The 13,226-nt window shown below is 71.5% G+C and carries 10 protein-coding genes; 5 read left to right on the top strand and 5 right to left on the bottom strand.

Annotated features, from left to right (window positions below):
• The first annotated feature begins 64 nt into the window (after positions 1–64).
• Positions 65–1,939, top strand: a complete 1,875-nt coding sequence (locus tag ACQ452_RS09790; RefSeq protein WP_433392439.1) for a polysaccharide biosynthesis protein — start codon at positions 65–67, stop codon at positions 1,937–1,939.
• A gap of 42 nt (positions 1,940–1,981) precedes the next feature.
• Here the strand turns inward: ACQ452_RS09790 and wecB are convergent, their stop codons facing one another.
• Positions 1,982–3,106, bottom strand: coding sequence for a non-hydrolyzing UDP-N-acetylglucosamine 2-epimerase (gene wecB, locus ACQ452_RS09785; RefSeq protein WP_433392438.1), 1,125 nt, complete (start codon positions 3,104–3,106; stop codon positions 1,982–1,984).
• Positions 3,107–3,338: 232 nt separating this feature from the next.
• Between wecB and ACQ452_RS09780 the strand changes: the two genes are divergently transcribed.
• The 4 genes from ACQ452_RS09780 to ACQ452_RS09765 all read left to right on the top strand — a co-directional run bounded on the left by ACQ452_RS09780 (position 3,339) and on the right by ACQ452_RS09765 (position 8,202).
• Entirely contained in the window at positions 3,339–4,364 is a 1,026-nt protein-coding gene (locus ACQ452_RS09780) for a polysaccharide biosynthesis protein (RefSeq protein WP_433392436.1), read from the top strand.
• On the top strand, positions 4,361–5,665 hold the full coding sequence (locus tag ACQ452_RS09775) for a glycosyltransferase family 4 protein (protein WP_433392434.1): 1,305 nt from the start codon (positions 4,361–4,363) through the stop codon (positions 5,663–5,665). Before ACQ452_RS09780 ends, ACQ452_RS09775 begins: the two co-directional genes overlap by 4 nt.
• A complete protein-coding gene (locus ACQ452_RS09770) occupies positions 5,662–6,576 on the top strand; it encodes a dTDP-4-dehydrorhamnose reductase family protein (protein ID WP_433392432.1) in 915 nt (304 codons plus the stop codon). The genes ACQ452_RS09775 and ACQ452_RS09770 overlap by 4 nt, the downstream gene beginning before the upstream one ends.
• 222 nt (positions 6,577–6,798) lie before the next feature.
• Entirely contained in the window at positions 6,799–8,202 is a 1,404-nt protein-coding gene (locus ACQ452_RS09765; protein WP_433392430.1) for an O-antigen ligase family protein, read from the top strand.
• 65 nt (positions 8,203–8,267) lie between these two features.
• On the opposite strand, the gene ACQ452_RS09760 is transcribed toward ACQ452_RS09765, so the two are convergent.
• The 4 genes from ACQ452_RS09760 to ACQ452_RS09745 all read right to left on the bottom strand — a co-directional run bounded on the left by ACQ452_RS09760 (position 8,268) and on the right by ACQ452_RS09745 (position 13,221).
• Positions 8,268–9,515 (bottom strand): glycosyltransferase, encoded by a 1,248-nt coding sequence (locus tag ACQ452_RS09760; protein WP_433392428.1) that lies wholly within the window; start codon positions 9,513–9,515, stop codon positions 8,268–8,270.
• A 5-nt stretch (positions 9,516–9,520) separates the two neighbouring features.
• On the bottom strand, positions 9,521–10,651 hold the full coding sequence (locus tag ACQ452_RS09755) for a glycosyltransferase family 4 protein (protein ID WP_433392426.1): 1,131 nt from the start codon (positions 10,649–10,651) through the stop codon (positions 9,521–9,523).
• 143 nt (positions 10,652–10,794) lie between these two features.
• Entirely contained in the window at positions 10,795–11,811 is a 1,017-nt protein-coding gene (locus ACQ452_RS09750) for a glycosyltransferase (RefSeq protein WP_433392424.1), read from the bottom strand.
• Between the two features lie 57 nt (positions 11,812–11,868).
• Positions 11,869–13,221 carry a lipopolysaccharide biosynthesis protein gene (locus ACQ452_RS09745; RefSeq protein WP_433392423.1) on the bottom strand — a complete coding sequence of 451 codons (1,353 nt, stop codon included), beginning with the start codon at positions 13,219–13,221 and terminating at the stop codon, positions 11,869–11,871.
• Positions 13,222–13,226: the final 5 nt, after the last annotated feature.

The raw sequence follows: 13,226 nt of genomic DNA, 5'->3' as shown, positions 1-13,226 counted from the left end.
ACAAGGAGCACGAACCCTTCTACCAGCGGTGGAAGCGGCCGGAGACGGGACAGGGAGTCACCACATGCCGCGCGGCATACAGATCACCCCGAGCACTGACCAGCAATCGCGCCGGACCCGCGCACGCCAGCGCACCGCCGGTTTCCTCAGCACCGACACCGTGGCCTGGATCGGCGGGTTCGTCGCCGCCGCGTGGAGCCGGTACGAGTTCGACGTCAGCACCGGGCAACTGGCCCGTCCGGCCGCCTGCGGCGCGGTCGCCGCGGCGGTGCACATCGCGGTGGCGGCGCTGCGCCGGATCTACTCGGGGCGGCACCCGCTCGGCAGCCTTCAGGAGGTACAGGGGGTCGCCGGCACGACGGCGATCACCGCGACGGTCATCCTGGTCGGCCTCCTGCTGGTCGGCGAGCGCCCCGTGCCGGCGAGCACACCGCTGGTCGGCGGCGCGCTGGCGCTGCTGCTCATGCTCACCGCCCGGTTCGCGTACCGGCAGCGACGCGACCTCGCGATGCGCCCGGACGCCCGGTCGTCCTCGCCGGTGCTGTTGTTCGGGATGGGCGACGCCGGGCAGGGGCTGCTGCGCGCCATGCTCGGCGACCCGCGCGGCCGGTACCTCCCGGTCGGCGCGCTCGACGATGCCCCGGAGAAGCGCGACCTGCGCATCGGTGAGGTCCGGGTGCTCGGCGGGCGGCGCGACATCGGCACCGCGGTCCGACGCACCGGCGCCACCACGGTCATCTTCTCGGTGGCGAACGCCGACGCGGCGCTGATCCGCGAGGTTCGCGAGGCGACCCGCGAGGCGGGTGCGGCGTTCAAGGTGCTACCGCCGGTCCGGGACCTGGTCGATCACCGGATCACCGTCACCGACGTCCGGGACGTGCAGATCAGCGACCTCCTCGGACGCCGGCAGGTCGTCGGCGACCTGCCGCTGAGCACCAACAGCCTGACCGGTCGGCGGATCCTGGTGACCGGCGCCGGCGGATCGATCGGTTCGGAACTCTGCCGGCAGGTCATGAAGGCCGACCCGGGCGAACTGATGATGCTGGACCGCGACGAGTCGGCCCTGCACGGCCTGCAGATGTCGCTGGCCGGACGGGCCCTGCTGGACGGGCCGGAGCTGATCCTCGCCGACCTGCGCGACGACGAGGGCATCCGGCGGATCATCCAGGAACGCCGACCGGAGGTCATCTTCCACGCCGCGGCGCTCAAGCACCTGACGCTGCTGCAGCGGCACCCCGGCGAGGCGGTCAAGACGAACGTCTGGGGCACGATGTCGGTGCTGGACGCCTGCCAGGACGTGGCCAAGTTCGTCAACATCTCCACGGACAAGGCGGCGAACCCGATCAGCGCGCTGGGCTACTCCAAGCGGATCACCGAGCGGCTGACGGCGCACGCCGCCACGCGGTTCCCCGGCGCCTTCCTCAGTGTCCGGTTCGGCAACGTGTTGAGCAGCCGTGGTTCGGTCGTGACGGCGTTCCAGCGCCAGATCGAGGCGGGCCGGCCCCTGACCGTCACCGACCCGGACGTGACCCGCTACCTGATGACTCTGCAGGAGGCCGTCCACCTGGTGTTGCAGGCCGCCGGCATCGGCCGCGACGGCGAGGCGCTCGTGCTGGACATGGGCGCTCCCGTGCGCATCGCCGACCTGGCCCGGCAGATGGCCGAGCAGGCGCACAGCACGGTACCGATCGTCTACACCGGCCTGCGGCCGGGCGAGAAGTTGCACGAGGACCTGCTCGGCACCGGTGAGGTCGACACCCGCCCGTTCCATCCCCTGGTGTCGCACGTGGCCGTGCCAGCGCTGGACCCGATGGAGGTGGGTGAGCTCGACCCGTACGGCGACCCGGAAAAGGTGATCGAACAACTCGCGGTGCTCTGCGCCCAACCGCTCGGGGCGACGGTGACCGGCCCGCTCGGCGTACCGCTCGCGCGGCGCTGACCCGACCGGCGGGGTCGAAACGGAGGTCCGGCGGGTCGCCCGCTAGCGGCGGATGCCGGCCCAGTCGTGGTGCCGGCGGACGGTGGAGAGGATGAAGTCGACCACCCGGCGGGAGGTATCCGGCACCTCGTAGTCGGCCGGGCAGGGCACGCCCTGCGCGGCGACCTGGTCCACGGTGACCCGGACGGCCTCGACCACGCCCTGCGGGTCGAGGCCGGTCATGATGATGCCGCCCACGTCCAGCGCCTCCGGGCGTTCCATCGAGTCGCGCAGGGTGACCGCCGCGAAGCCGAGGATCGCCGCCTCCTCACTGATGGTGCCGCTGTCGGAGAGGGTGCACCGGGCCTGGCTCTGCAGGCGGACGTAGTCGAAGAGTCCGAACGGTTCGTGGAAGGTGATGCCGTCGGCGTCGAGGTCGACACCGGTCAGCGCCTCCAACCGCTTTCGGGTGCGGGGGTGGGTGGAGACGAGCACCGGCAGCCCCCATGCCTGCCGGACGGCGCGGAGACAGTCGAGCAGCCGGTGCAGCCGGGCCGGCTGGTCGACGTTCTCCTCCCGGTGGGCGCTGACCACGAAGTAGCCACCGGGCTCGAGGCCGAGCTGGCGCAGGATCCCGGATCCCCGGATGTCCGTGGCGTAGTGGTCCAGCACCTCCCGCATGGGCGAACCGGTGTGCAGGATCCGGCGCGGATGCAGCCCTTCGGCGAGCAGGTTACGTCGAGCGTGCTCGCTGTAGACCAGGTTGAAGTCGGCGATGTGGTCGACCAGACGCCGGTTGGTCTCCTCCGGCACGTTGAGGTCGAAGCAGCGGTTGCCGGCCTCCATGTGATAGACGGGCACCCGCATCCGCCGGGCCATCAGGGCGGCGACGCTGCTGTTCGTGTCGCCGAGGACCAGGAGCGCGTCCGGCCTCAGCTCAGCGATGGCCGCCTCCGTGCCGATCAACACGCCGCCCAGGACCCGCCCCAGCGACGAGGTGTCCACCCGGAGGAACCGGTCCGGCTCGCGCAGCCCCAGTTCCTTGAAGAAGACGTCGGAAAGGGCGGCGTCCCAGTTCTGTCCGGTGTGGACCAGGACGTGCTCCACGGTCTCGTCGAGCCGGGCCATGGTCCGGGACAACCGAATGATCTCCGGTCTGGTCCCTACCACCGTCATCACCCGTGTCATGTCTTCACCCTTCGCCGACGCCTCTGCCGGGCTCCGTCTCGGCCCGGCAGCTCGATCGTTGGACAAACGACCGAGATAGCCCCCGGTATCGCCGTTTTGAATGAATATTCGTCACATACGGAATTTACAGCCTCTCATGAGTTTTAAGCGATATACATCCTCTTTGGGCGGTACGGTCGAATTGATGAGAACTGCGAGCTCCGCTGAACCCGCGGGGAGGACTGGAGGGGACGTGACTTCCTCACTTTCGGACCGACGTTTCCTGATCACCGGCGGGACCGGCTCCTTCGGTCAGACGATGGTCCGTCGGCTGCTGGACGCCGGTGCCTCGGAGGTGCGGGTCCTCAGCCGCGACGAATCGAAACAGGACGCGATGCGACACCGGCTCGGCGACGACCGGGTCCGCTACTACGTCGGCGACGTCCGCGACTACGACTCGGTGGTCAAGGCCAGCCGGGGCATCGAGTTCGTCTTCCACGCCGCGGCCCTCAAGCAGGTTCCCTCCTGCGAGTTCTTCCCGCTGGAGGCGCTGCGGACAAACGTGTTGGGCAGCGCCAACGTGGTCGAGGCCTGCGAGCACAACGGCGTCGAGGCGCTGGTGCTGCTGAGCACCGACAAGGCGGTCTACCCGGTCAACGCGATGGGCATGACCAAGGCGCTCATGGAGAAGGTGGCACAGGCCCACGCGCGCAACAACCCGGCCGCCCGGACCCGCGTCTGCTGCGTGCGCTACGGCAACGTCATGTACTCACGCGGCTCGGTCATCCCACTGTTCATCGAGCAGATCCGCAAGGGGCTGCCGCTGACGGTGACCGAGCCGACGATGACCCGATTCCTGATGTCGCTCGAGCAGTCGGTGGACCTTGTGGAGCACGCCTTCCGGCACGGCCAGCCGGGGGACGTCTTCATCCGCAAGGCTGACGCCTGCACCATCGGCGACCTGGCCACGGCGCTGTGTAACCTGTTCGGGACGTCCGTCAAGCTCAACGTCCTCGGGATCCGGCACGGCGAGAAGCTCTACGAGACCCTTGCCAGCCGGGAGGACCTGTCCCGCGCCGAGGACTTCGGCGACTTCCTCCGGGTGTCGGTGGACAGCCGGGACCTGAACTACGCTCTCTACTTCGACGAGGGCAACGTCGAGCGCGGCATCCAGGACTTCAACTCGCACAACACCCGGCGCCTCGCCGTCCCGGAGATCGAATCGCTGTTGCTGACCCTGTCGGAGGTGCGGGCGCACCTCGACGACGCCTCCGCGTGAGCGCCCCGCCCGGGATCGGCCGACGACCCGACCGGGTCGCACTGGTCAGCCAGTGGTATCCCCCGGAACCGGCACCCTTCGCCGAGGGCATCACTGGCTCCCTGCGCCGGCAGGGTTTCGACGTCGACGTGCTCACCGGGGTGCCGAACTACCCGAGGGGCGTCGTGTACGACGGGTACTCGGCCCGGCGGCGGAGCGTCGAGACCCGCGACGGAGGCCGGGTCCTCCGTACACCGCTGCACCCCAGCCACGACCGGTCCGCGCTCGGGCGGGCGGCCAACTACCTGAGCTGGGCGGCGTCCTCGTCCCTGCTCGGCGCGTCCGTCCTGCGTACCGCCGACGTCGCCCTGGTGTACTCCTCACCGGTGACCGCCACCACCGCCGCCATGGCGGCACGACAACGCTGGGGCACCCCGTACGTGACCATGGTGCTGGATCTGTGGCCGGACTCCGTCTTCGCCACCGGATTCCTCACCGACGGGGCGACCCGCCGGCTCGCCGAGGCGACCCTCGGCTGGTTCACGGACCGGACGTACCGCTGGGCCGATCACGTCACCGTACCCACGCCCGGGCTGCGGGACACGATCATCGCGCGGGGCGTCCCGGCCGGGAAGGTCTCGGTGGTCTACAACTGGGCCGACGAGAAGGTCATGCGACCCAGCGAGCCCGAACCCGGCCTGCGGGCACGGCTGGGCCTGCACGACGAAGACTTCCTGCTGATGTACGCCGGCAACCACGGCCCGGCGCAGCGGCTCGACACGGTGATCGACGCCGTGGCTCGGCTGCACGACCTGCCGGACGTCCACCTGGTCCTGGTGGGCGACGGAATGGAGAAGGACGCGCTGATGGCGCGGGCGGCGCGGAGCCGACCTGGTCACGTGCACTTCCTCGACCCCGTTCCGCCGGACCGGCTGGCAGCCCGGATGGCCGCCGCCGACCTGCACCTCGTGTCCCTGGCGGACGACCCGCTGTTCCGTATCACCCTGCCCAGCAAGGTCCAGTCGATCCTGGCCTGCGGCCAGCCCGTGCTCGCCTGCGCACCCGGCGACGCCGCCCGGGTCGTCCGGCACGCCGGCGCCGGCTTCGACGTCGCACCCGGCGACCCGGCGAGCCTGGCCGCGGTCCTCCGGCAGGCCCGGCAGATGCCGCGGTCCCGGCTACGCGCGATGGGGCGGGTGGGCCGACACCACTACCTCACCCACATGAGTGAAGCGACAAACGTGCGGGTCCTCGCCGACCTGCTCACCGATGCGGCACGGCGGGCCAGGAGCGACACCCGCCGGGACAAGGAGTCACGATGACCCGACGCGTCCTCGTCCTCGGCGCCACCGGGATGCTGGGCCACGCCCTCGTCCGGGAGCTCGGGACGGATCCCGGGCTCGACGTGTACGGCACCGCGCGCAGCATGGAGGGTCGCGCGCACCTCTTCCCGGCCGGCCTGCTCGCCCGGATCACCCCGGCCCTCGACGTCAGCCGGTTCGACCAGGTGCGGCAGGTGCTCGACGACGTCCGACCCGACGTGGTCGTCAACTGCGTCGGCGTCATCAAGCAGCGCCCGGACGTGCAGGACGCCGTACAGACGGTGACGCTCAATGCTCTCCTCCCGCACCTGCTGGCCGAAGCCTGTGCACGGCGCGGCAGCCGTCTCGTCCACGTCAGCACCGACTGCGTGTTCTCCGGTGACCGCGGTGGTTACCTGGAGAGCGACCTACCGGACCCGCCCGACCTCTACGGGCGGTCCAAGTTGCTGGGCGAGACCACCTCGTCACCCGCGCTCACCCTACGGACGTCGATCATCGGGCACGAGTTGACCACGAACCGGTCGCTGCTGGACTGGTTCCTCGCCCAGCGGGGCCCGGTGGGCGGGTTCACCAGGGCGATCTACAGCGGAGTTACGACTGTCGAGTTCGCCCGCCTGCTGCGCGAGGTGGTCTTTCCACGCGAGGACCTGACCGGGCTGTACCACGTCGCCGCGGCACCCATCTCGAAGTACGACCTCCTCCGCCTGGTCGCCGAGGTGTACGGCTGGCAGGGCGAGTTGCTGCCGAACGTCGACCTCGTGCTCGACCGGTCGATGCGCGCCGACGCGTTGGCGCAGGCCACCGGCTACCTGCCACCGGCCTGGCCGGACATGATCCGGCTGATGCACGACGCCCGAGCCGAATGGCGCATGCCGGGGGCCGCGGTGAGCCGGCCCACCAGCCGGGTCTGAAAACGCGCGTGCGCCAGGGTCGTCGCGCGGCGGCCCGGTTCCCGCACTCCACTCCCGGCCGGCGGGCCCGCCCCGTCGACCCACCGACCTGGACCTGAACAATTCGCCGATGCCGACTCAGGCCGGCAGGAGCCGAAGGACAATCACGTGGCGGACCGCCTGGGCCTCACCGCCCTCCTCGTTGGCGCAGTATGTCTCACGGCGGTCGTGACCGCCCTTGCCGTGGACGATCCGTTTGTCGCCATCGGCGTGGCGCTGCTGATCGTCGTGCTCTACCTCATGCGGCGGCTCGACGGCTTCCAACGGATCCTGGTCGTGGCGACGCTCATGCTGATCTGCGCCGCGTCGAACGTGCAGTCGCTTGTCACCTTCAGCTTCTACCCGCGCTACCTCGCGATCGGCGGCCTCATCGCCTGGGCGTTGTTCGGTCCAGGTCGCAGGATCCGGCGGGGCGACCCATGGGCGGGCCTGTTCGTCACCGGGCTCTGGGCGACAGCCGGCCTGGCCATGCTGAGCAGCGCATGGTCCATCACCCCGTTGCACACACTCCAACAGGCCGTCGCGCTCTCACTGCTGGCCGCGCTGGCCCACGTACTGCTGTGGCGCCGTTGGGTCGACCCGGCAGCCGTGGCCGGCGACCTGCGGGTGGTCTACCTGGTGCTCAGCATCTCCCTGCTGGTCAGTCTCGGTTACGGGCTCGCTGGCGGCGCCTCCGCCACCTCCTTCAACGACCGGTTCCAGGGCCTCTACGCCAACCCCAACATGCTGAGCATCATCTGCGCCCTGACGATCCCGCTCGGCTGGGCGCTCTACCGGCAGTCGCGAAAGCGGGCGCAGTTGCTCGGCATCGTGCCGGCGGCCATCGCCCTGCCGATCACCGAGTCCCGCACCGCCCTCGTCGCCGTCCTCGTCGGCGCCCTCTGGGTGGTGCTGCGGCACGGCATCGGGCCGCTGGCACGCCTGGCGGCGGCGGTGGTCGGGGGCGTCGGGCTGGCGTACGTGTTCAACCTGCTCCCCCGCATCGTCGGCTCGCCCGTGGCACAGAGCTTCTCCGCCCGGTTCACCGACCCGGACAACGGCGATTTCTCCAACGGGCGGACCCAGACCTGGCAGGCGACCGTCGAGCTGTGGCAGAGCCGTCCGACGTTCGGCTTCGGGTACGCGTCGGGCAGCCAACTGTTCACGCAGACCCGCGAGGACGGGTTCTTCAACGTCGGCGTCAACCTGGTGCACAACAGCTACCTGCAGTGGCTGCTGGAGTTGGGAATCGGCGGCGTCGTGCCGCTCCTGCTGCTCCTGCTCGCCGCGATCCGGGCGGTGCTGCTGGCTCCCGTGGGCGCCCTCAACTCGGGTCTGGTCTGGCTCATCGTCACCGGCCTGCTGATCCAGGTCACCGAGTCGACGATGTTCGGCATGGGTCAGCCCTACCCGTACGTGTTCTGGCTCGCCGTGGCCGGTGCCCTGGTGCGTACCCGGTCGGGACGCCACAGCTCCGGGGTGCCCGTGAGCGTCTACACCACCCGCGCCGGCGGCAGGCCCGGTCCCCCCGATTCGGCGGACCGGCGGCGTCAGCCGGCCGGGGTGCGCCCCGCGGCCCGGGGGGAGCGGATGTCGGTGCCCAGATAGCGGGCCACCGTCAGGACCCGACGGCCGCCCCTGGGGCGGCCGTCGGTCGCTCGGGCACCTGCCGGTCAGCCCGTGGGGTCGAGGAAGGCGCTCACCCGGGCCTGCCAGGCCCGGTGGTCGAAGGAATCGCGCGCCCTCTCCCGGGCGGCCCGGCTCATTCCCGCCCAGTCCTCGTCCCGCAGGCGCAGCGCGCGCTCGACGCCGCGCCGGACGTCGTCCGGGCCGTTGCCGCCGAGCACGATGCCCTCGATCCCGTCCCGCACGTACGTGGCCAGGTCGCTGGTGTGGTTGAGCAGCACCGGACAACCGGCGGCGAGACTCTCGGGCACCTTGGACGGGAACCCGTGTGCGGCGTATCCGCCGGTGGGGCGCACCAGCAGCGAGAAGTGCGACTCGGAGAGCAGCGTGAGCACCTTGTCGCGGGGCACCCGGCCGAGGAACGTCACCTCGGCCGACACCGAGTCCAGCACGGAGACGTCCAGGTCGGACAGGTCCGTGGCGTCCTCCCGGGTGACGCCGGCGATGGTGAGGCGCACCCGCGCCTGGTCCTGCGGCGCGAGTCGGCCGATGCCGCGGAGAATCACGTCGAGCATGTCCTTGCGCCCGGGGGTCCCGGCGTACAGGAGCCGCAACCCGTCGCTCAGCGACGGCGACTGCGGCTGCGCGAACTCGTCGCAGTCCACCTGCGGCGGCACCACCAGCACGTCGAGGCCGTGCCCCTCCAGGTAGCCGCCGAGGGTGGTCGACACCGCCGTGGCCCGGTGGACGAGGCGGGTGGCCAGGAAGGTCGACCAGCGGTGCCGGACGAAGTACGGTGCCAGCCAGCCCTGCCGAAACTGGCGGCGGTCGTGCCGCTCGCTCGCGTCCACCACCACCGGGCAGCGCAGCACGAGCCGCAGCATGGCCCAGTTGCCAAGGGTCATCATCGCCATCGGCAACAACACCACCGACACGTCACCGCGTACCACGCCGCGACGGCGCATCGCCCGTAGCACCCGCACCGGACGGGCGAGACGGGTGGACATCCGAATGAGCCGGTTCCCTCCCCGGGTGCGCAGCGTGATCAGCTCGATTCCCGCCACCGCGTCCCGCTGTGGGGGGAGGGAGCCGTCGCAGGGCCAGTCGTTGACCACCAGGGTGCGGGTGCCGTGGGGTGCCGCGCACCGGGCCAGCTGCAGCAGACGGTTGGAGGTGGCATCCCCGTGGGGAAAGCTGTAGGCGCCCACCAGCAGCGGACGTGGGAGGTCCACCCGCCGCGTCAGGCCGTCGCGTCCCGCATGCTCGGCACCGAGCGCCGTGGTCTGGTCGTTCATCGTTCTCACCGTTCCGAAGCGGCCGGCAGCCGGCTTCTGTCCTTGACAACATGTGCGGACGGCGTGCCGTCAGCCAGCCGACGCCGGTAGATCGCCAGGTGTGTGGCGACCGCCGCCTCGATCGCGAACGGACTCCGTTGGAAGCGTCTGCCGGCCGTCTCGGGATCCGTCGCCACGGTGTAGCCGGCGGCGGTCCGCACCGCCGCCGCCCAGACCGTCGGTGGCGCGTCGGTGGCGACGATGGTGACTCCGGGCAGGTGTTCGTGGATGAGGCGCACGCCGGGCAGGTCTGCGGCCACCGTGCCGATCCCCAGGGCGACCGGTTCCAGCACGCCCCCCGGCAGCCCTTCCAGGCAGGACGGATGCACGACCACGTCGGCCTGGCGCAGCAGCCCACCCACGTCGTCGCGAGGGCCCAGCAGGTGCACCCGGTCGGCCACACCGTGCTCGGCCGCGGCGGCCCGGACGCCGGCGTCATCCGTCTCGTCCGACGGGCCGACGAGCACGACATGGGCGGAGACGCCCTGGTCGCGCAGTGCGGCGAGGATCGGTGGCAGGAGCCACCGCCGTTTCTCCGGCGAGGCCCGCCCCACGCTGACGCAGAGCAGGTCGTCGGGGCCGGCGCCGGTCACGGAGCGGAGGTGGTGGCCGGTCGGCTGGTGGAGCCGGTCGAGGTCCAGACCGTTGAGGACGACCTGGCACCGCGGGTCGTCGCGCCAGGCGCGGTGGTGGCCGAAGGTCAGAGCGCTGGGCGAGACGCCAAGGATGTCCGTGGCGGACGCCCGCAACAGCCGCGCCCAGAGCCACCGCTGCATCCGCCGGCGCAGGTTCCGGCGCTGGTTGTCGTCGCCGCGGAAGTGGGCGACGCGGATCGGTACGCGGCCGAGCAGGGCGAGGCAGAGCAGCGCACCGGAGAAGTTGGCGCAGTCGACGTGCACCACGTCCGGACGCAGCAGCCGCAGCAGCCGGAGGAAGCGCATCGGGAACCGGACATCGAGCGGGATCGGCGTGACGGATCCACCGTGCCGGACGGCCGCCCCGGCCAGTGGCCCGGGCCCGATCCGGTCGCTGAGCGTCACGAAGTGGACATCCGTTCCGGCGGCGGCGAGACGAGGCAGCAGCTCGGCGGTCCGCATCTCCGTCCCACCGAAGTTCAGCTCGCCGACGACTCGCAGGACCCGACACGGGCCGGCAGGTCCCCGGCTCTCCAAACCGTCGTCGGCGCCGTCGACCGCGCACCCGGGCGTCCCCATCGCCTCCGCTGAGATCCGGTGGGTCGTCACGGACGGACCGCCCGTGCCGTGGCTGCCGGTGACCTGTCCGCCGGGCGGCCCGGACTCGCCCGGTCGAGTCCCAGCAACCGGGTGAAGTACGCGCCCCGCTCGAACGCGTCCGGTTCCGCGACCACCGGCCGGTCGATGTCGTCGAGAGCGTCCGCGAGACTGTCCAGGTCCGACAGGTCGTACGGGACCAGGGCACCGCCGGCGATCTCGCGCGACTGCGGGGTGCCCGGTGCCAGCACCGGCAGGCCGTAGACGCGTGCCTCGGCGAGCGGGTAGCCAAAGGACTCCAGCTCGCACGGGAAGAAGACGGCGCTCGCCCGGCGCCAGTGCTCGGCGAGTTCGTGGTGCGGCAGCTGCCCCAGCAGGTCCAGCCGGGGATGCCGGGCCAGGTCGTCCGGAAGTTCGTGGGGGTGCGCGGTCATCCGGATCCGGGCGGGGTGCCGGCGCCGGTCGAGCGCGGCGAGCAGCACGCGAAGCTCGGCCACCACGTTCTTGAATGGCGACGGCACGACCGGGACGAGGATCGACACCCCGTCCACGGGCAGGCGAGGGCCGACCGGGCTGACCGGGTTCGCGAGCACCAGCAACCGGTCGCGTACCGCCGGCACCCGGTCGGCGACCCGTGCCGCCATCGCCGAGCACGGCACGGCGATCACGTCGGCCCGGTGCAGCAGGTTCCGGACCACGGGAATCTGCGCCCGCAACGACCGGGGCTGCACCTTCAGCAGCCCCTCCTCGGCGGGCGCCAGGAAGTGCAGGGCGTTGTGCACCAGCACCCGCCGCTCGGCGCCACGCCAGGCGAAGGAGACGTTGCTGAGGGCAACGACGACCGGCGCCCCACCGGCGGCGACCTCCCGCCGCACCAGCCACGACGCCGTGAGCCGGCGATCCCGGCCGATGACCCGGACCGGGGCGGTGCCGTCGGCGACGAAGGCGTCGAGTTCGGTCTTGAGGCGGCCGGCCCCGCCGCCCGACCCACCGGCGGCGTCGATCACGATCTGCGTCTGTCTCATCGAAGGACCCCCACATCTGTTGAGGACGACCGGCTGGCCGGCCGGGGCGGCGGACGGTCAAACCGCCGTTCCGGTTGCGCCGCGCGTGGTGGCTCGGTGGGAGTTGGCCAGCGCGCGGCGGTAGCCGAGGACGGCGGCGGGCCACATGGTGAGCAGATAGGCGAGGCAGCCGGCCACCGGCAGGCCCACGAGCCCGAACTGGCGCAGCCCGGCGACCTTCAGCGCGGTCGCGAGCAGCAGGAAGGTGGCCCAGCCGACGAACTGCGGGCGGAGCAGGCCGACGCTGTTCTGCACGAGCAACAGCGGGGAGGCGACCGCCACCAGGAACGACCAGAACGCGAGTCCGGCCAGGACCGCGACCGGCACCACGGCCACGTCGACCCCACCGACCCACGCCTGGACCAACCGATGGCCGCAGAGGACCAACCCGAGCCCGGCCGTTCCCACGATCAAGCCGTTGAGCAGGACCATCCGTCGGGTCGTCCGGCGCACCCAGGCGGTGTCGCCGCGGGCTAGGGCGACACCGTTGGCGGGCCAGACCGCCATCCCGACGAGCGCGACGAACACCGAGAGGACGCCGAAGAGCTTCCCGACGACCGCGTAGTGCGCGGCGACGCTGAGCCCGAGGACGTGGGCGACCAGTGGGTTGTCCACGTTGAGCGCGATCGACGACATCGCGGAGAGCGCGAAGAACCGCAGGCCCAACCGGAGCAGGCCCACCGCCGTGGCCCGGTGCACGAGCCCGGGGCGCGGTCGCGCGGTGGGCTCCTGGAGCCAGAAGTAGACCAGGGTGTTGAGCAGGTTGGTCAGCGGAACGGCCAGCACCGCGCAGGCGATCACCGTCAGCGGGCCGCGTCCGGTGGCGATCGCGGCCAGCACGGCCGCCATGGAGAACAGCGCACCGGTCGCCTGCCAGGCATTGCTCTGGGTGACCTGGGCGCGGGCGTACTGGATCCGCTGGATCAGCGAGAGCGGAACGTTGACGGCGAAGGCCCCGAAGCAGAGCAGGACCAGGGCCGACGCCTCCGTGGCCAGGGCCGGGTCGGTGACGCCGAACAGCCGGGCCCAGGGCACCAGGGGCTCGATCAGGACCAGTCCGGACAGCAGGGCCACCGCGACCACGCCGAGGGTGGTGTAGGCGCTGGAGATCTCGCGCGCCCGCTGGTGGGCGTCGTCGGCGAGATGACTGAGCCGGGTGAGCAGCCCGTTGCCCAACCCCAGGTCGGCGAACCAGGCCATGCCGGTGAGTGCCGTGATCGCCATCCACAGGCCGTAGCGCTGGTCTCCGAGGTAGCGGAAGCACGAGGGGGTGATGACCAGCGGCGCGGCGAGACCGACCCCCTTGGCGGCCAGGGAGCTGGCGATGCCCGCGGTCAGCGTGCGGTCCCGCCCCGCCGGCAGGAACCGCACCGGAG

The sequence above is a fragment of the Micromonospora sp. KLBMP9576 genome (assembly GCF_050941805.1).
Taxonomy (GTDB): domain Bacteria; phylum Actinomycetota; class Actinomycetes; order Mycobacteriales; family Micromonosporaceae; genus Micromonospora.
This window is presented reverse-complemented; position numbering and strand designations above follow the sequence as displayed.

Excerpts from the sequence above, each read along its gene's own strand:
- ACQ452_RS09790 (WP_433392439.1), top strand. The coding sequence starts at position 65 with ATGCCGCGCGGCATACAGATCACCCCGAGCACTGACCAGCAATCGCGC.
- wecB (WP_433392438.1), bottom strand. The coding sequence starts at position 3,106 with ATGACACGGGTGATGACGGTGGTAGGGACCAGACCGGAGATCATTCGG.
- ACQ452_RS09770 (WP_433392432.1), top strand. The coding sequence starts at position 5,662 with ATGACCCGACGCGTCCTCGTCCTCGGCGCCACCGGGATGCTGGGCCAC.
- ACQ452_RS09760 (WP_433392428.1), bottom strand. The coding sequence starts at position 9,515 with ATGAACGACCAGACCACGGCGCTCGGTGCCGAGCATGCGGGACGCGAC.
- ACQ452_RS09755 (WP_433392426.1), bottom strand. The coding sequence starts at position 10,651 with ATGCGGACCGCCGAGCTGCTGCCTCGTCTCGCCGCCGCCGGAACGGAT.
- ACQ452_RS09750 (WP_433392424.1), bottom strand. The coding sequence starts at position 11,811 with ATGAGACAGACGCAGATCGTGATCGACGCCGCCGGTGGGTCGGGCGGC.